This window comes from Paenibacillus sp. FSL W7-1088 (assembly GCF_037969855.1).
GTDB lineage: Bacteria > Bacillota > Bacilli > Paenibacillales > Paenibacillaceae > Paenibacillus.
On the sequence record NZ_CP150216.1, the window covers coordinates 4,798,247 to 4,817,410 of the forward strand.

Consider the following 19,164-nt stretch of genomic DNA (forward strand, 5'->3'; position numbering starts at 1 on the left):
TTTAATTTAAACATCGTTTCGTACATTTCCTTACAGGTTAAATTTTCGACACAGGGGAGGAAATTCCTTCTGTCGAAAATTATTTTTCTTTATTTTTTTTTCGCATTGCTATATAATAAATAATTTATTTCATTATCCGATATTATATGTTTCCATTCGACAAAAAAACCTTAAGGAGGTTAACCCGCCTTAAGGTTTTTCGCATGTTCCTTTTTCATCATGACTCCTGCATCCTGTAGCATCCACTCAATGAAGCAGCCATAACCTGATTTCGGATCATTGACAAACACATGGGTCACAGCACCAATCAGTTTACCGTTTTGCACAATGGGGCTGCCGCTCATGCCTTGCACAATGCCTCCGGTCTTATCCAGCAGCTTCGGATCTGTGATTCGAAGCACCAGGCCTTTGGTTGCCGGTTCGGATTGGTCTGCTACGTGTACAATATCAATCGAGAATCGTTCCACCTGCTGGCCCTCAACGACAGTGAGAATTTCCGCAGGACCTTCTTTTACTTCATGGGAAAAAGCAACGGGAATGCCTTTTGAATACAAGCTATGTTCAGGATTACCGGACATTTTACCAAAGATACCAAAAGCCGTATTACGTTCAATATTGCCCAGAATTTTGCTTTCTTTCAGGAAATGAGCTCGTTTTTCCCCCGGATCACCGGACTCACTCTTGGAGATCGATGTTACATTAGACTGAACAATCTGACCACTACCAACAACGATGGAGGTCTGTGTGTTCATATCCGTAATAACATGTCCCAGAGCGCCATATACGCCCTGATCCGGAGCATAAAAGGTTAATGTCCCTACACCTGCAGCAGAGTCACGAATGTACAATCCCAGCCTCCAGGCTTTGTCTTCGGCATCATAAGCCGGTGTCAAACGCGTCTTAACTGTTTCTTTGCCGCGTTTTAACACCACATCAATTCCTTTTTTGCTCTTGCCTGCAAGCTCAACAGCTTCAGCTACGCCCGATACACCATCAAGACGTTTACCGTCCATATGAGTAATCAGGTCCCCGAGCTTAATCCCTGCTGATTCTCCAGGGGATACACGTTCATCTTGTCCAGAACGGACCAGATGGTGCCCCACAACCAGAATACCTGCAGATTTTACTTTGACGCCAATGGTTTGTCCCCCGGGTACTACACGCAAATCCGGAATCACGTTTACGTTAACCGTTTTCACCGGAATTTTGCCCCACAACTTCAACGTTAATTTGGCATGTCCCGTTTGTTGGGGATGAAGATGCAAAGGTTGTTGCTTCGTTACATGGACCGCAGTTTCCTTTCCATCAAAACCAATGATGTCAGGACGGTCCACAACAGCGCTTGAAGCAGCCGGTACAGCGAGATGAACGTCAGCTTGCCTGCCTGCAAATACCTGAAGTTCATCAGGCAATGAAGCATAACTTTGCACAGGCTGAATGACCTGGCTGATCACACATAGAAAGAAGGCAAATAAAAGACCTAGCAATTTCTTCCTGAGGGGGGAATTCAATGGCTGTCACACTCCCTTTGCTTCTTTCGCTTGACGAAAGGTGGTCGCCAATTGCGTACCTATAAGATAACCTCGCCCCCAGGCTTTTATTACTGTCAATCATTACGCCAGCCGCTCGTTTCACCCTTTTTTGGCTTCCGCCAAATTCAACATTTCCTGTGCATGATGCAGCGTTTTTTCTGTAATTTCCACTCCGCCCAGCATACGTGCCAATTCCTTCACTCTGCCTTCGTCTGACAGCGACTCCACTTGTGTCATCGTGCGTCCATCATACACATGCTTTTCGATGAGATACTGATGATCCGCCATACAGGCGACCTGTGGCAAGTGAGTAATAGAGAATACTTGGCAAGTGGAGGACAGGCGATATAATTTCTCCGCAATGGATTGTGCTGCTCTTCCGCTTACCCCCGTATCCACCTCGTCAAAGATCAACACAGGAATCCGGTCATGACGTGCGAAAATACTCTTCATCGCCAGCATCATTCGGGACAACTCACCACCGGAAGCAATCTTGCCGAGCGGACGTAAAGGCTCACCTGGATTCGGAGAAATCAGGAATTCTGCATTATCTGCACCCTGACGCGTAAGACGAATGCGACGCCCATTCCATTCAATCCCTTTTGCATCTTCAAAAGGCGTAATCTGAACGCGTAACGTCGTTCTCTCCATCTGCAGATCCTTTAGCTCACTCTCCACCTGCGCTGCAAGTTCCTCGGCACATTGTTTACGAACCCGGCTGAGCTCCTCCGCAGACTCCATGACTAATTTGAGCAATTTGTCACGTTCATTACGCAGCTTCTCCAGACGTTCATCCTTGTTCTCCAGCTGGTCGGTCTCATGGCTAATTTGTTCATAATAATTCAAAATAAGTTCCACACTGTCGCCGTATTTCCGTCTGAGGCCAGAAATCAGATTCAGCCGCTGTTCCACTTCTTCCAATCTACCCGGGTTAAATTCGATCTTCTCCCGATAATCACGCAACTGAAACGTCGCGTCCTCCAGCTGATAAAATGCAGACTGGAGCTGTTCAACAATAGGCTGCAAGCCTTTGCTGTCATATCCTGATATATCTTCAATTCGTGACAATGCGATACTTACAGCTTCTAACCCACGTTGACCGCTAAGCAAATCATATGCACCAGCAACACTGTCCATCATTTTCTCGCTATGGGATAGTTTGACCCGTTCTTCTCCGAGTAATTCATCCTCACCCTGCGTTAGAGAAGCCGCTGCAATCTCTTCAAGCTGAAAGCGATACATGTCCAGCAATTGATACGCACGTTGACTGGATTCCTGAAGTGCACGCAGTTCTTTTTCCGCCGTAATAAATTTACTGTAGCGTGCCTGATATTCCGTTTTGACTGGACCGATGATTGCTGCCCCGTATGTATCCAGAAGCCCCAGATGACTTTCTGCGCGCAACAAACTTTGATGTTCATGTTGTCCGTGAATATTAATTAATTTCTCTCCAACTTCACGGAGCATCGTTAAATTGACCAATTGGCCGTTAATACGAGATGTACTTTTGCCTTGGGTATTCAGTTCACGGCGAATCACGAGATGCTCCTCCGGCTCACAATGGATACCAAGCTTCTCCAGCGTTTCCCATACCGGATGGCTTGGCTCCATTTCAAACAGAGCCTCCATCTCGGCCTTCTCACATCCATAACGGATCAGATCGGCAGAGCTTCGTCCACCTGCAATCAAACCCAGGGCATCAATAATAATCGATTTACCTGCTCCCGTTTCACCAGACAAGACATGGAAGCCCGGGTGGAAAACCACATCAACTTCTTCTACAACAGCCAGATTACGAATCGACAATGTTACTAACATCTGCAAAAACACCTCCGGATGACTCACTCAGAAATTATGTTTTTGAACCATTATATTCTAGGAAATATAACCCATAATCCGCTCGATTACGGTCACACTGTTACTTTCCGTCCGGCAGATAATGAGTATCGTATCATCTCCACAGATGGTGCCCATCACTTCAGTCCACTCAATATTATCGAGCAAGGCAGCAATGGAGTTAGCTGTGCCAGGCAAACACTTCATCACGACCAGATTGTTTGTATGATCGATGTGTAAGAAGTTATCCACGAGGGCCCGTTTCAGTTTCTGAATCGGATTATATCGTTGGTCTGTAGGCAGCGAATACTTATATCGTCCATCATCCATCGGGATCTTGATTAAAAGAAGCTCCTTAATATCCCGTGATACCGTGGCTTGAGTCACCTGAAATCCGGATTTCCGCAAAGCTTCAACCAGATCATCCTGGGTTTCAATTTCGTTTTGACTAATGATTTCACGTATCTTAATGTGTCGTTGTCCTTTCATACATGCCTCCAGTTAAAAGTTCAATGTATTGCATCAAATGACTAATTCTAATTTCCTTAAAGTTTGCCATCCATTATTCCTCATTCGTTATATAAACAACTTTCAGGCTCCATAAGTACCCTTAGTCCAGATCATCTCCATCGTACACGTCTTCCTGATAGTCCATGAGTCTGATGACCTTGATATCCAATTCCTCCATGTCCACATACAGCAGCCCTTCACAGCCGGGATATAACAATAAATAATACAGGAAGCGATCGCGCAGGGAGGGCCCAGTAAATTCAAGAGGTTGCCTGCGACGGGACGTCTTCACCAGATATCTCTCATCATCACGCTCGGCTACATAATCAATGAACAGCCTGCTGTAATAAACGGATTCATCCGCTTCAATAGCTAAAGGAACTTTCATTTTACCTCCGATGACTTCATATCCTTCCGCTTCAAGCAGATCGACTGCCGGTGAATCCTGAATTTCTGAATTCAGTTGCATACCCGACAAGCTTACCGGAATCGGACGATTAACCCAATTACGAAAGCCAAAGAACAGCCAAATAATCAAGCAGACAGCAAGTACACCAATAACCATTGTGTCATATTGCCCATCCATCATCGCTCACCTCGAAGACATATTCGAGCTTCGACAACCGATTTCCTTTTATAATGTCACCTTTCCAGCGAAAAGAAACCCATCCTATGATGAGTTTCCTGTAAAAGTATGGGCAGCTTCCATTGCAACTTGATCTGCAAGTGCATCAAGTGAAGCCTGAACGTTCTCTTGTAGTGTTGCTTCTGGTTCTTCCAGACGCCAGTGAGCGAGAAATTCGATATTGCCTTCTCCGCCTGTAATCGGCGAAAATGTTAAACCGTTCAGCTTTAATCCAAGTTCATTGGCGAAACGAAGCATCGTCTGCAAAACGTCCTTGTGAACCTTAGTATCACGAACAACACCTGACTTGCCAACTTTCTCACGGCCTGCTTCAAACTGGGGTTTAATTAAGGCTACAATGTCTGCCGGTTGCTTCAGAAGTGCCAGCAACGGTGGCAAAATAATTCTCAGCGAAATAAAAGATACATCAATACTGGCAAAATTCGGCACAGGTCCATGTAGATCTTCTGGAGTCACATAACGAAAATTGGTTCTTTCCATTACAGTAACCCGTTTATCATTACGGAGTGACCAATCCAGCTGATTATAACCTACGTCGATGGCATATACATGAGATGCGCCATGTTGTAAGGCACAATCGGTAAATCCACCAGTGGATGAACCGATATCGAGCATCACAAGTCCATTCATGTCGAGATCGAAGTGACGGATCGCTTTTTCAAGCTTTAATCCGCCTCTGCCGACATAGGGATGTACTGAACCCTTTACTTTCAGTTCGGCTTCCCGTGGAATCTTCATGCCCGCTTTTTCAATCCGCTCATTGTTGGCATATACCAGACCAGCCATGATTGCAGCTTTTGCCTTCTCACGACTTTCGTAATATCCCTGCTCAACCAGCAGAACATCAATTCGTTCTTTCGGGAGTGACATGTCTTTCTCCTATCATCTAGTAATCCTAATTAATCAATAATGTGTTCCAGTTTCTCTAATTGTTCCTGTTATGAAGGGAACCGAGTTCTGGACATACCAAATGAAGATTGGGCTGCCATGCTGCGCAGCTCCGAACTCACATTCTCAACCGTGAGTCCCACTTCAGCTCTTTGATCCTCAATACTGCCATGTTCAATGAATCGATCCGGAATGCCCATCAGTTGCACATGAACATCATGCAGCCCTTGTTCTGCGTAAAACTCCAGAACTGCACTGCCCATACTGCCTGCTTGGGAAGCTTCTTCAAGCACAATTAACTTCGTGCCTCGAACTGCCAGATCACTCAGCATCTGCTCATCAAGCGGTTTAAGGAAACGAGCGTTAATTACACCAACCGTAATCCCTTCTCTTTTAACCGTTTCGGCAGCTTCTTCAGCAAGCTGTACCATTGATCCCGAAGCGATAATTGCATAGCCTTCTGATGGACGAAGCTGTTCCCATGTACCGATTGGAATCGGAATGAGTTCATCGTCAAGAGGCACCCCTACAACATTGTTTCGTGGATAACGATAAGCAATCGGGCCTTCGTTATATTCAAGCGCCGTCTTCATCATATGGCGCAGTTCATTCTCATCCTTAGGCATCATCAGTACGATATTCGGAATATGACGCATAAACGCTACATCATACACACCTTGATGTGTTTCACCATCCGGACCGACAAATCCGGCACGGTCAATGGCGAACATGACATTGGCGTTATGACGACAAATATCATGTACAATTTGATCATACGCACGTTGCATAAATGTCGAATAGACCGCAAATACCGGCTTTAACCCTTCCATAGCCAGTGCTGCACACATGGTTGCTGCATGCTGTTCGGCAATACCCACGTCAATCATGCGATCAGGGAATTCATTACTGAAAGGAATGAGACCCGAACCTGTTGGCATGGCCGGTGTTACCGCTACAATTCGTTTATCCTGCTTGGCAAGATCAATCAACGTTTTACCAAAAACTTCCGTATACATCGGTTTGCCCACAGCTTTGAGTACTTGACCTGATTCAATTTTGTACGGAGAAATTCCGTGCCATTTGTGTGAATCGGCCTCAGCCGGCTGATAGCCTTTACCTTTGGTTGTCAGTACATGAACCATTACAGGCCCATCTACGTTATCCGCCTGTTTGAACGTTTCAATCAATTTCGGAATGTCGTGTCCATCAATAGGTCCCAAATAGGTGAAGCCCAGCTCTTCGAACAGAACCCCTGGAACCATCATATATTTGACACTATCTTTAATCCAGCTCGCCGATTTGGCCAAACGATCCCCGATGGCAGGAATTTTTTTGAGCATTCCTTCCACGTCATCCTTGGCTTTCAAATAATGGCGATCCGAACGAATTTTGCTCAAATATTTATGCATTGCCCCAACATTCGGAGCAATGGACATTTCATTATCATTGAGGATAACCATCAGCTTTTTCTGTTCATGACCAATGTGATTGAGAGCTTCAAAGGCCATACCACCTGTAAGCGCTCCATCCCCGATCATAGCGATAACCTGATTGTTTTCACCCTTAAGATCACGGGCAAGCGCCATGCCCATTGCAGCAGATAACGATGTACTGCTGTGGCCCGCTTCCCATACATCATGTTCACTCTCGTTACGTTTAACAAATCCGCACAAGCCATTATGCTGACGCAGTGTATCGAAGCGATCCATCCGCCCCGTTAGAACCTTGTGCACATAAGCCTGATGCCCTACATCGAAAATCATTTTGTCCACTGGACTGTTATAGCAATAATGCAGGGCTACCGTGAGCTCAACCACTCCTAAGTTGGGTGCGAGATGGCCCCCTGTAACGGACAGCTTCTCAATCAGAAACTGCCGGATCTCTGCCGACAAAAGAACAAGATCATCCTGAGACATCGACTTTAGATCACTGGGTTGTTTAATTTGTGGAAGCAGCACGAGAATCTCCCCGCTTTCCTAGATTGTTTGATTTGGTGTAATCCATATATACACAGTTTATTAAATAACATTAAAACATTATAACATAAAAGAACAAGAATCATAATTTACGGCACTTTACTCCAGATAACGAGTATTTTCGCCAGCATGGTTCGTATGATCTTCCTCAATATGTATTCACATACCTACTTGGACCAACCCTTCCTCATGAAGCCCAGAAAAAGCACATTAAATTGATTACACGATTCCGAATGATTTGAAACAGTTACCCTCAACCAAAACTAATGATCTCGACTCATCAGATAATCTGCGATCTCCATCAGTCGGGAAGGGTCAGGTAACTCCGCTCTAACAAGTGCATCTTTAGCTGATTGCGTCAGGGACTTCACCTCTTGAAGAGAGGCATCCATGCCAATAAAATAGGGGTATGTGACCTTCTGCTGATTCACATCACTTTGCGTTTTCTTTCCCATTTTCTGCTCGTCACCCGTCAGGTCCAGAATATCGTCCTGAATCTGGAATGCCAGCCCCAGGTCTCTGCCAAATACACGCAGCGCCTCCAACTGTCCTTCTGTCGCACCACCAATACGAGCGCCAGCAATGAGGGAAAACACAATTAAATCTCCGGTCTTGTGCAGATGAATATATTGCAATTGGGCAAGATCTGTCATGCCCTGCTCGCCTTCCATATCGGCCACTTGTCCGCCAACCATGCCTCTTGCTCCAGCCAGTTCGGACAAATCCTCCACAATGGACAATAATGCGTCTGCTGACACACCACTGTGACGACCTGCCTGAACGATACTATAAAAAGCATGCGTTAACAGTGCATCGCCAGCCAATATAGCAGTCGCTTCACCAAACACTTTGTGATTCGTTAATTTTCCCCTGCGATAGTCGTCATTATCCATAGCAGGCAGGTCATCGTGGATCAACGAATACGTATGAACCATCTCCACGGCGCAGGCTACCGGCAATGCAGCTGTACGCTGTGCACCGAAGGCTTCCGCCGCAGCAACGACCAGAAGTGGACGAAGGCGTTTGCCCCCGGCCATAAGTGAATACTGCATCGCGTCAACCAGTGACTGAGGCACATCCCAGTGAACAGGAAGAGCCTGCCTCAACTCTCCCGTCACTTCAGCTGTAACTTCCTCAAGATACGTTTCAAACGAAGGACGATTACTCATTGACTTCACCGCTTTCGTCGACGGCAGCGCCGAACGGTTTCTTGCGAAGTTCCCCATCCTCTTCTACGATCATCTCGATCTTACGTTCCACTTGTTCCAGCTTCAAACCACAAAGTTGGGAAAGCTTCATTCCGCGCTGAAACAAATCGATGGCCTGTTCCAGTGGAACATCACCATGCTCAAGCTGACCTACGATGTCTTCCAATGCCGCCATTGCCTCTTCAAAATTCAATTCCGGTTCATTCGCCATGGGTATTGTCGTCCTCCTTCATTCCCCAAACCTGACAGTCCAGCTGTCCGTCTGTTAATTTAATCTTTATCGAATCTCCAGGCTGTACATCCTTCATCGATTTGATCAATCGTTGCTCCTGCTCGTCGTATACAAGGCTGTATCCGCGTGACATAACTTTGAGCGGGCTTAGCGCATCCAAATGACGTACAGATGATTTCCACTGCTGCTGCTTCGCTCTCGTGATGGATCGGATTGCAACCTCCAGCTGACGCCGGGCTGATGCATTCTCACGTCTTGCAGCATTCACCTGTTCACGAGGATTGAACCGCTGCAGCGCTGCACGCAAACGCTCCTGTTTCTCGGTCGTCCATTTCATACGTGTATCTACAGTTCGCAGAAGACGCTGCTGCAGCATATCCAGCCGCTCCGTATGCTGCATTAAGGTACGTCTGGGATGCACAAGCACAGGTGATCGTTGCAATCTGGCCAGTCGCTCCCGATTATGAACAGCACGCTGACGTAAACTGTGCTGCAGCTGACGCTGGCGCTGAGCGATCTGATCAAGCAGCTCAGCTCGATTGGGTACTGCCAGTTCGGCAGCAGCCGTAGGTGTCGCCGCCCGCAGATCAGCAGCAAAATCGGCAATCGTAAAATCCGTTTCATGCCCAACCGCTGAAATCACAGGAATGGCAGAACCCACAATTGCTCTTGCCACGATCTCCTCATTGAAAGCCCATAGCTCCTCCAGTGATCCGCCGCCTCGTCCAACAATCAGCACATCGACTTCTCCCATTCGGTTAAGGTTATTGATGGCCTTCACAATGGATGGAGCCGCACCTTTACCTTGAACGAGTACTGGATATAGAATCACTTGGGCAGATGGATATCTGCGCTGCAATGTAATCATGATATCCCTTACCGCAGCACCTGTAGGTGAAGTAACCACACCAATCGTCTGTGGAAAACGGGGAATCGGCCTTTTCCGTGATGCAGAGAACAGCCCCTCGTCTTCCAGCTTTTTTTTCAGCTGCTCATAGGCCAAATACAGACTTCCAATACCGTCCGGTTGCATGTGTGTGGCATAGAACTGATATTGTCCATCCCGCTCATATACCGAAACATTACCACGAGCAATAACCCTTGCACCCTCCTTCGGTACAAAGGGCAATCGTTGATTATGGGAAGCAAACATAATGGACTTAATTCGGCTGTCCTTGTCCTTCAATGTAAAATACATATGACCGCTGGAGTGATGTGTAAAATTGGAGATCTCTCCGCGCAGCCATACATCCGACAGTACCTGATCCGATTCCAGTTTCATCCGGATGTATCGGTTCAGGTCTTTGATGGAGTAGATCTTTTGATCTGCCACAGACAGTTACCTAGGCCAATCCGTGAGCGCGTTTGGCTGCGATCAGTGTATTTTGCATCAACATGGTAATTGTCATTGGACCAACGCCACCAGGAACTGGAGTAATTGGGCCAGATACCATCTTCACGCTTTCGAAATCTACATCCCCAGCCAGTTTGCCGTTATCCAAGCGGTTCATTCCCACATCGATTACAACAGCACCCGGTTTGACGAAATCGGCATCCACAAAGTTTGCACGACCGATAGCAACCACAAGAATGTCTGCCTGACGGGTGATCTCTTTCATGTTCGCTGTACGGGAATGACACATGGTTACCGTTGCGTTCTCACGTTGAAGCAGCAAGGATACCGGTTTGCCCACAATATTGCTGCGACCGATAACTACGGCATGTTTGCCTGACATTTCGAGACCCGTACGCTTGATTAGCTCAATCACGCCCGCAGGCGTACATGGCAACAAACTATCGTCTCCAATGACGAGGTTCCCCACATTAACCGGATGGAATCCGTCCACATCCTTGTCCACGGCGATTGCATCAATCACCGCTTTCTCTTCGATATGTTTCGGCAATGGGAGCTGAACCAAAATACCGTTAATGGATTCCTGTTTGTTCAGCTTGTCCACCAACGCGAGCAGATCCTCTTGGGACGTGCTTGCATCCAAACGATGAACTTCGGAATAGAAACCGAGGTCATGACATGCTTTTTCTTTGTTACGCACATATACTTGGGATGCCGGATCTTCCCCGACGAGCACAACAGCCAGGCCAGGTACTACCCCCTGTTCGCTAAGCTGTTTCACTTCTGTTGTCATGCTTGCGCGCATTTCTTGGGATACTTCTTTTCCGTTAATAATAGATGCTGTCACTGTACTCTCTCTCCCTTATGTGAACATATTTTAGAGGTTGTTCAAAAAGTCAGCTTTTGATTACGAAGGATGCCTATCGGCATCATCAGCATCGAATATGAAATTCAGCCGAAATGTCCGTTGCTCACGTAGTTTTCCCTACGCTCCGCTACTCCATTTCTAGCTTCATCCCATCTTCTCGGTACTGAAAATCGGTCTTTTTGAACACGCACTGTAGTTAATTGTAACTTAAGACAGTTTTGCTTTGATGGTGCTGACTTCCTGAATCATGCGCCCAAGTACGCCGTTAACGAACTTACCCGATTCATCTGTACCAAAATACTTGGACAATTCAATCGCTTCGTTGACAGATACTTTTGCCGGAATATCATCACGGAACACCATTTCATACGTGGAAAGCCGTAAAATCTGGCGATCTACACGTGACAGACGGCTAATCTGCCAGCCTTTCAAATAATCGACCAACAATCCGTCAATCGCTTCTTTATTGTTCCATGCGCCCTGTACCATTTCGGTCACGTAGGTACGCATTACATCTGCATCATGAATAACCACTTCAGTTTCATTGTCTTCAGCGGCTTCATTGATCAGCATATTCACGGCTTCAGCTGCGCCCACTTCATTCATTTCCATCTGATACAGACTTTGTACTGCAATTTCCCTTGCCAAACGTCTTTTCATGTCCTGCCTCCTGCAGCGCTCCCTGTGGAGCGTCATCATGCTTATTTTAAAATATAAAATCTTTGATGGAATCAGAGATCTTATTATATTGTTATCCCTTTTCACAAAAAAACCTGCAATCGTTTCCTCCAAAAAACGGGCAACCTAAACTACAGCTCTATTTTCGGAAGAAACATATTGCAGGGTTCAGGTGGCTCACTTAAAGGGACGCCAGCGATCACCAAGCCATTGCCCCCATTCCCTCCAGGGAATGAACGAGCCCAGCTTCGAGTCGCTTCGTCTGCCTAACGTATAACCGATGAACACCAAGAGTGCAAAGAACAACATATCCCAAAAACCGATCCATACATAAAGAAATCCAAAAAAGATGCCGCCGACAATTCCAGTAATTCGGCCTCTGTGACTATCCCAAATCTCTCTCCACAGCATCAGTGAAACTCACCTCATTCCACTCGACTCTTGTAGTTAGGCGACTGGGTAACGTTGGCAATATACACGGTGACAAAAGAAACCGGGATACCCGTAATCTCCTGTACATGATCATGTATTGCCTTCTGCAGTTCGGCTGTCAGCGTCGGGATTGGCGTCTCGCCATCCACTACTGCACGGATCATAATCTCCAGTCCGGATTCAACCACACGAATACGAGCTTTGACATCACGAACTCCCCGGAAACGGGAAGTTGCTTTGAGACAGAGATTTTCAATCGTTTCCATCGAAATCTGCACATCACCATACTCAGTACGCTGATCTACAGATGGCAATGAAGCACGATCACGCCGAACCGAGATGTAGAAAAATCGCAAACTCAGGATAAACAAAATCGCTGCTGCAACTACCGCCGCAATAATGACGTTTTGTTCCTGCTGGTAATTCAATTCGTAAGGCAGCACACCACTGATAAGAAGTATGACTGCTGCCGATATTGCTCCAACGCTTATGCTGTATATAAACAACAGAAGCCGATCCAGTATTTTAGCCACGAACTGCACAGCCTCCCTTGCTCACTAACATGGCTTAACCTGCCCTTTGGCAAAAGGATAACCCTCAGGTGCAAGCTTACGCTTATTATGAAGACCTGTCCAAGACGGGATAACCCCCGGCAGTGATGCCGGGGGAATCTGTCTTCTTTTATTTTACGCGCTGACTGTTCAGGTCGATTTCTTCCACTTTCTCGGTGCTCTTGAACTGAACGTCATGAATGTGCACATTCACTTCATTCACATTCAATCCTGTCATGTTCTCAATGGAGCGCTTCACGTTCTGTTGAATTTCGGTAGCCACCTGTGGCAGACGGTAACCATATTCAATAATAACGGAAACATCCACAGCAGCTTCACGCTGACCTACTTCAACCTTAACGCCTTTGGAAAGGTTTTTGCGACCAAGCAATTCAGCAAATCCACCAGCGAATCCACCGCTCATGCCTGCAACACCTTTAACTTCAACTGTAGCCAGTCCAGCGATCACTTCAATAACTTCAGGTGCGATCTGGATTTCACCGATATCCGTTCGTTCAAATTCTGTCGGCAGTGTACTCATAACTGTTCAACACACCTTTCGCGAAATAAGTTTGCGGCCATCCGTCAGGGCGCTGGTGCTCAGGCCTACCTGGCCTTCAGAACCCTTCCGGTCCGGCTTTACCGGAACTCCTGCAACTTCATCCGCGTATGTGCGGCGGCGTTATCCTCTGCAGGAGACATGCGCTCTTATTATTACATACTATATCATTTGGGCTACATTATGACAAACAAGCCCAATATACCTTTTAAATCTCATTTTCCTCAAGAAATTTGATATCAAAGTCCCCACGAACAAACGTTGGATGCTCCAGCAATTTCTGATGAAAAGGAATCGTTGTGGAAATGCCTTCAATCGCAAATTCAGCCAAAGCACGCTTCATCTTCGCGATAGCCTCTTCACGGTTTGCTCCCCACACGATCAATTTGGCGATCATGGAGTCATAATAAGGAGAGATCGTGTATCCCGGATAAGCTGCACTATCTACACGTACACCCGGTCCTCCTGGTGCAAGATAGAAACCAATTTTGCCTGGTGACGGCATAAAATTACGGTCCGGATCTTCTGCGTTGATACGGCACTCAATGGACCAGCCATTGATCACAACATCTTCCTGACGGAATGAAAGCGGATTGCCTTCAGCTACCGAGATCATTTCGCGGATCAAATCCACGCCAGTAACCATTTCAGTTACAGGGTGTTCAACCTGAATACGTGTATTCATTTCCATGAAATAGAATTCACCGTTAGGGCTGAGCAAGAACTCAAGTGTACCTGCTCCCGAGTAATTCACCGCAAGCGCTGCCCTTACTGCGGCTTCTCCCATCAATGTACGCACATCTTCGGAGATGATTGGACAAGGTGCTTCTTCCACCAGCTTTTGACGTCGACGCTGAACAGAACAATCACGCTCGCCCAGATGCACTGCATTTCCATGTTTGTCTGCAATGATCTGAATTTCCACGTGCTTCATGCCTGTCAGGAATTTCTCCAGATATACTCCGGCATTGCCGAAAGCTTTCTGTGCTTCCTGCTGGGCAGCTGTAATTTGTTTGATCAGCGCCTCTTCATCTTCAGCAATACGAATCCCTTTACCTCCACCACCAGCGGTAGCTTTGATAATGACAGGATATCCAATATCTCTAGCAATCATAATGGCTTCATTCATATTTTCAACCAAACCGTCGGATCCCGGAATGACAGGAACACCTGCATCCTTCATCGTTTGTTTGGCGACAGCCTTATCACCCATTTTGGTAATGGCTTCTGGAGAAGGGCCGATGAACGTAATATTGCAGGAACCACAGATTTCTGCAAAATCAGCGTTCTCTGCCAGGAATCCATAACCTGGGTGGATCGCATCACATTCTGTCAGTGTAGCTACACTCATCAGGTTGGTGAAGTTTAGATAACTGTCTTTCGAAAGTGTAGGCCCGATACAATACGCTTCATCTGCGAGACGAACATGCAGGGAGTCTTTATCCGCTTCCGAATAGACTGCTACCGTCGAAATGCCGATTTCACGACAGGCACGAATAATACGTACCGCAATTTCGCCACGGTTCGCAATCAGTATTTTTTGAAATTTCATTTCGTTATTGTCCTCCTTCGAAGCTCATGCAGTTGCCGTTATGCGGTTATAACCGTTATTCCGGTTTCACCAGGAACAGGGGTTGTCCATACTCAACCAGCTGTCCGTTCTCAACCAGCACTTCAACGATTTCTCCCTTGATGTCAGCATCAAGCTCGTTCATCAGCTTCATCGCCTCAATGATACATACCGTTGTTTTCTCAACAACTTTATCACCAGCGCTTACAAAAGGACCCGCTTCCGGCGAGGAAGCTCTGTAAAAAGTACCCACCATCGGGGATACAATTTTATGTAAATGACTTGTAGTATCGACTTGAGGAGCAGCCTCAGCCACCACTGCAGCGGGTTGCACCTGTGGTGCAGCAATCATTTGCGGTTGAATAGCAGCTGCCTGAACATACTCGGTTTTACCCGGTTTGCGAATCGACAACCGTGATCCTTCGTTTTCAATTTCCAACTCTTGAACGGAACTTTCATCTACCAGTTTGATCAGCTCTTTGATCTCACTCAATTTAAACATTTCCATTATTCACTCCTTCGGCATCATGCCAGTCTCACTAGGACGGTCATATGGCTTTATGTATTATATCATAATCATTAAAAATGGAAAGAGCCCGAGATCTGATCCAGTTCTCGGGGCTACTTTTCCATTTTTTAGATTACTGTTCTGTCACGTATTGCACGCTGATTTTATTTTGGGATACAGCCAGTTCTTTCATCACCAGATCCACAATGGAAACCGCCTGTTTTACATCCAGTTTGTCACTGAGAACAACAACTTTATACTTGTCGGCATCCTCCTGAACGATGGCATTGGCAAACTGTTGTGACAGGGTTTCTTCGATGCCATTGATTTTGGCTTCTTTTTCTTCCAGCGTACGAAGCTGCTCTGTTGCTTTGGCATTTTCTTCTGGTGTTTTGCTCAGATCACCCGCAACGGTCATAAGTTCTTCATACTTGCGATTGTTGCTCTCCTCACGCTGCCACTGGTAGTTCTGGAACTGGCTGCTCGCAGACGCTGCCGTATTCTGCTCCTCCATCTCTTTGAGAACGTCCTCATCGGTTTTCGTTGCGCTGCCTTCTGTTCCAGTACTTGTCTCAGGGGTGGTTACTGCGCCTTTGTCTGTACCTTTGTCTGTACCTTTCTCGCTGCCTTTACCCGCTTCACCTTGTTTCTCGCCGGATTCCGCAGCTGGTGATTTCTCGGTGTCTCCAGCTTCTTTACCGTCTACAACCGCAGGATTATCCACAGATTCAGCTGCCGTTTGATCTCCTTCAGTGCCTGTAACTTCGCCGCCATTCACCACTTCATTCACAACCAGACCTTCTGTCGGATCAAGGATTCCAGCCGTTTCCTTCGCTTCTCCTTGCTTCATACCATCCACCTGGGTGCTGTCAGCTACAGGCGTATTAATCGGACCGGAATCTTCAGTGAACAGGTAATAGGCGGACAAAATGACCATCAGACTCAGCATGGATACGAGCCATACCGTTTGACGTTTGTTATTCATTAGAACTTCCTCCTCGAATTGGCTTCATTCTTATGACAATCAAATTTTGTGATACATGTTCTGGACTAATCCTGCTTGCGCGGAACAACCGAAATCCGGTAGGCCGCAACATTCAGTCCTTTTTCCACAGCATCTGTAATCAGGTCCTTCACAACCTTGTTCTCTGCACCTCTGGCAACGACAAGCACGCCCCGGATCTGCGGTTTGAGCTTTTTCGTGACAATCGGTGTCTGATCCCCTGATATTTCATACGTTATAATTTCGCCATCCCGGGTATATTGCGTCATATGTCGCTTTCCCCCGTTTGCATCCGTTTCTTCGGTGAGCTGCTGCGAATCCTTCACATTACGCTGTACAACAAGCTCCTCTGTAGAATCCACGGTCACCATCACATCAACAGTTCCCACACCAACGATATTTTCCAGCACACCCTTGATCTTGTCCTCAAATGCGATCTCTATCGCCTGAAATGGATTCTGATCCGTCGGATCCGCCTGTATGGATGCCATGGATGTAGCCGGATCAGGAGGCTCGCGACCGATATTTTCGGAATCAATCTTTTTGACATTGACGAAAGAGTTGAACAGCATAATTCCGACACCGATCAAACCAAGGATAATCAGCCAGCGAAAGGTTTGACTGCGCCGCTGCCCGCCTTCTCCTCCGCCGAGCCAGCTTTCCATCTTTTTGAGCCATTGCCTCATCGGATACCCTCCTTCTTACAGCGCCGAAGCGCTTTTCTTTTCTTTCACCTGTACTTTGTTGGCATCGATATCCCACTTCTCTGTCAATAGCGTAATTATTTGTACTGCTCGTTCAGATCGGGAGGACGTCTGTCCTTGCTGAGAGTTTGTCTCTGCCTGCCCACCCGACACAGGTGTGGAGTCAGCTCCCTGTCCATTTTGCGGTTCGCCAGAGTTACCCTTACCCATGCTACTTTCATGATTGCTGCCACTGTTCACCTCGATCTGTACATCAGGGACCTCAATCTGACCAATCTGGATTGGCTCCTTTACTGGAGGTGATTCAGTGGCTTCGGATTCCGGGTCAGATTCGAATATCGGTGTTGTCGTTGCCGCTGCTTCCTGCTGATCTGTGTTGAGGCTGACTTTCCCCGCTGCTGCCTCACCTGTCATCTCCACCAAAACATACTGGATCACCGGAAGTTCCACCGAGGAAGTCAAGTCCGTCTCCGGCTTAGTAGTATTCATGGCGAGCTTTACCTCAACAGACTGCACTCGCTCCCCGGTTGTTTCTTCAATTTGCCCTTTCATTACGTTAGCCAGCTCTTTGGCTGTCCATTGCAGCGATTGTTCCTGTTCATTGGATTGCAGCCGCCTGCCCTGAGCCAAAATCTGTTCAAGTGTTGCATTTCCATCAGATGGCGAATCCATGGCGGTCATCGCTCGCTTAAGCTCGCCAACAGGATCACTTTTCAAGAGCTTTGTTATAGGCGATAACAGGGTTAGCAGGATAAGGAGGCTCAGCACAAGCTTGACATAGCGTTCCATGGATCTGTTGGGCAATAACATATCCACGAAAGTCGCCAGCAGAACGATCATGATCAATTCCCGGAGCCAGCTGCTCAGCCACCCCATCCTTCCAGCCCCTTTCTATCGAGCATCCCCTCATCTCATCATGACGGTCAGATTGCCTGCGGTTAGTAGGATCGTGATTGCCAGAAAAAACATCAGTCCGACAGCAGCAAGTGCTGCAAATACGTAAAGCATGCTTTTACCTATCGCTTGCAGACATCCTACAATCGGCGTATCTCCTAACGGTTGCATGATCGCGCCAGTTATGTTGTAGATCAGGGCTAACGTCAGAATTTTAAGTGCAGGAAACGCGCATAAAAACAAGATGATGATGACACCCGTTAGTCCGATTGCATTTTTCACCAGGAGTGACGCTGTGATCACCGTGTCCGTTGCATCCGCAAACGTTCTGCCGACAATGGGGACAAAGTTGCCTGCGATGTACTTCGCCGCTTTCAGACTGACACCATCTGCCACGGAGCCCGATGCCCCCTGCACCGAAATTACGCCCAGGAACATCGTAAGCAGTATACCGAGCAGAGCTACACTAATATTCCGTAAGAGATCTGCCAGCTGTGTAAGCTTGTACTTGTCGGACAAGGAACTGACGAGATGTAATACGGCTGAGAAAAAGAGTAGCGGGAACACCAGCATGTGGATCAATGTACCGACCAGATGAATCATGAAAATGATCAGCGGATGAGTCACAGAAACGGTAATGACATTTCCCATGGAAGCCAGCAGTGTAAACAACAGGGGCACCATGGCCATCATAAAGTTGATCATGCTGGCAATGGCATCCTTGGCGTATCCAATCGCCACACTGAAGCTGTTTATGGCGATGATAATAATGACCATGTAACAAATGGAATAAGCGATTTTGCTAATATTGTTTTTCTCAAAAGCGGTCTGCAACGTCTCCAGAATCATGCTCAGCACACTCAGCATCACAATCGTGACCAGAAGCTTGCCGTTATATAAAATTTCATGCAGCATGAAGGTTCCAATCGCTATAAACACTGACTTCAGGCTAAACCCTTCATTGCCGGGCACTAACATATCCATAAAGGAAGGCGTTTTTCCTTCCGGGAAAAAACCACCGTATTGTTGCATGAGTTGGTCCCAATACTTTTCCACCTGATCCTTGGGAAGCTGGTCAGCCTGCTGCTGCATCCACTCTCCCGAGGGAGAACCAGCGGCCACCTGTCCCATGATGGCAAATAGAAAACACAGCGTCAGCACGAAGGTAAGGCGCCACTGCGGCTTGTGATGCATCATTTTCATATGAAGTCCGCA

The 19,164-nt window shown here is 46.9% G+C and carries 20 protein-coding genes; all 20 read right to left on the reverse strand.

The features are described from left to right. Nucleotides 1-179 precede the first annotated feature (179 nt). The 20 genes from spoIVB to spoIIIAE all read right to left on the reverse strand — a co-directional run bounded on the left by spoIVB (nt 180) and on the right by spoIIIAE (nt 19,152). Nucleotides 180-1,511 carry a SpoIVB peptidase gene (gene spoIVB, locus MKY42_RS21650; protein WP_090900763.1) on the reverse strand — a complete coding sequence of 444 codons (1,332 nt, stop codon included), beginning with the start codon at nt 1,509-1,511 and terminating at the stop codon, nt 180-182. 120 nt (nt 1,512-1,631) lie between these two features. Next, complete coding sequence (gene recN, locus MKY42_RS21655; RefSeq protein ID WP_090900766.1) at nt 1,632-3,350, reverse strand: DNA repair protein RecN; 1,719 nt, start codon at nt 3,348-3,350, stop codon at nt 1,632-1,634. A 57-nt stretch (nt 3,351-3,407) separates the two neighbouring features. After that, nucleotides 3,408-3,857 carry a transcriptional regulator ArgR gene (gene argR, locus MKY42_RS21660; RefSeq protein ID WP_063565708.1) on the reverse strand — a complete coding sequence of 150 codons (450 nt, stop codon included), beginning with the start codon at nt 3,855-3,857 and terminating at the stop codon, nt 3,408-3,410. A 121-nt stretch (nt 3,858-3,978) separates the two neighbouring features. After that, entirely contained in the window at nt 3,979-4,467 is a 489-nt protein-coding gene (locus MKY42_RS21665; protein WP_256222170.1) for a hypothetical protein, read from the reverse strand. 81 nt (nt 4,468-4,548) lie between these two features. After that, entirely contained in the window at nt 4,549-5,394 is an 846-nt protein-coding gene (locus tag MKY42_RS21670) for a TlyA family RNA methyltransferase (protein ID WP_179264008.1), read from the reverse strand. A 68-nt stretch (nt 5,395-5,462) separates the two neighbouring features. Continuing rightward, nucleotides 5,463-7,370 (reverse strand): 1-deoxy-D-xylulose-5-phosphate synthase, encoded by a 1,908-nt coding sequence (gene dxs / locus MKY42_RS21675; protein ID WP_339844565.1) that lies wholly within the window; start codon nt 7,368-7,370, stop codon nt 5,463-5,465. A 281-nt stretch (nt 7,371-7,651) separates the two neighbouring features. Then, nucleotides 7,652-8,557, reverse strand: coding sequence for a polyprenyl synthetase family protein (locus tag MKY42_RS21680; protein WP_339844568.1), 906 nt, complete (start codon nt 8,555-8,557; stop codon nt 7,652-7,654). Further along, complete coding sequence (xseB, locus tag MKY42_RS21685) at nt 8,550-8,807, reverse strand: exodeoxyribonuclease VII small subunit (RefSeq protein WP_063565703.1); 258 nt, start codon at nt 8,805-8,807, stop codon at nt 8,550-8,552. Before xseB ends, MKY42_RS21680 begins: the two co-directional genes overlap by 8 nt. Then, nucleotides 8,797-10,161 carry an exodeoxyribonuclease VII large subunit gene (gene xseA / locus MKY42_RS21690; protein ID WP_090900782.1) on the reverse strand — a complete coding sequence of 455 codons (1,365 nt, stop codon included), beginning with the start codon at nt 10,159-10,161 and terminating at the stop codon, nt 8,797-8,799. The genes xseB and xseA overlap by 11 nt, the downstream gene beginning before the upstream one ends. Before the next feature lie 10 nt (nt 10,162-10,171). Beyond that, a complete protein-coding gene (folD, locus tag MKY42_RS21695) occupies nt 10,172-11,029 on the reverse strand; it encodes a bifunctional methylenetetrahydrofolate dehydrogenase/methenyltetrahydrofolate cyclohydrolase FolD (RefSeq protein ID WP_339844571.1) in 858 nt (285 codons plus the stop codon). Nucleotides 11,030-11,257: 228 nt separating this feature from the next. Then, a complete protein-coding gene (nusB, locus tag MKY42_RS21700; RefSeq protein WP_063565701.1) occupies nt 11,258-11,710 on the reverse strand; it encodes a transcription antitermination factor NusB in 453 nt (150 codons plus the stop codon). A 195-nt stretch (nt 11,711-11,905) separates the two neighbouring features. Beyond that, nucleotides 11,906-12,139, reverse strand: a complete 234-nt coding sequence (locus tag MKY42_RS21705; protein WP_053784412.1) for a DUF2273 domain-containing protein — start codon at nt 12,137-12,139, stop codon at nt 11,906-11,908. Between the two features lie 14 nt (nt 12,140-12,153). Then, the gene (amaP, locus tag MKY42_RS21710; protein WP_090900785.1) at nt 12,154-12,693 is read right to left on the reverse strand and encodes an alkaline shock response membrane anchor protein AmaP; all 540 of its coding nucleotides are present in this window, start codon (nt 12,691-12,693) and stop codon (nt 12,154-12,156) included. Nucleotides 12,694-12,841: 148 nt separating this feature from the next. Then, the gene (locus MKY42_RS21715; RefSeq protein WP_024630996.1) at nt 12,842-13,252 is read right to left on the reverse strand and encodes an Asp23/Gls24 family envelope stress response protein; all 411 of its coding nucleotides are present in this window, start codon (nt 13,250-13,252) and stop codon (nt 12,842-12,844) included. A gap of 226 nt (nt 13,253-13,478) precedes the next feature. Then, entirely contained in the window at nt 13,479-14,822 is a 1,344-nt protein-coding gene (gene accC, locus MKY42_RS21720; protein WP_090900788.1) for an acetyl-CoA carboxylase biotin carboxylase subunit, read from the reverse strand. A 55-nt stretch (nt 14,823-14,877) separates the two neighbouring features. After that, entirely contained in the window at nt 14,878-15,342 is a 465-nt protein-coding gene (gene accB, locus MKY42_RS21725; RefSeq protein ID WP_063565765.1) for an acetyl-CoA carboxylase biotin carboxyl carrier protein, read from the reverse strand. A 139-nt stretch (nt 15,343-15,481) separates the two neighbouring features. Further along, nucleotides 15,482-16,333, reverse strand: coding sequence for a SpoIIIAH-like family protein (locus tag MKY42_RS21730; RefSeq protein ID WP_179264000.1), 852 nt, complete (start codon nt 16,331-16,333; stop codon nt 15,482-15,484). A gap of 65 nt (nt 16,334-16,398) precedes the next feature. Then, nucleotides 16,399-17,037, reverse strand: a complete 639-nt coding sequence (gene spoIIIAG / locus MKY42_RS21735) for a stage III sporulation protein AG (RefSeq protein WP_090900793.1) — start codon at nt 17,035-17,037, stop codon at nt 16,399-16,401. A gap of 15 nt (nt 17,038-17,052) precedes the next feature. After that, entirely contained in the window at nt 17,053-17,931 is an 879-nt protein-coding gene (spoIIIAF, locus tag MKY42_RS21740; protein WP_090900796.1) for a stage III sporulation protein AF, read from the reverse strand. 30 nt (nt 17,932-17,961) lie between these two features. After that, nucleotides 17,962-19,152: a stage III sporulation protein AE gene (gene spoIIIAE / locus MKY42_RS21745; protein ID WP_090900799.1), complete on the reverse strand. Its 1,191-nt coding sequence runs from the start codon at nt 19,150-19,152 to the stop codon at nt 17,962-17,964. Between the last annotated feature and the right edge of the window lie 12 nt (nt 19,153-19,164).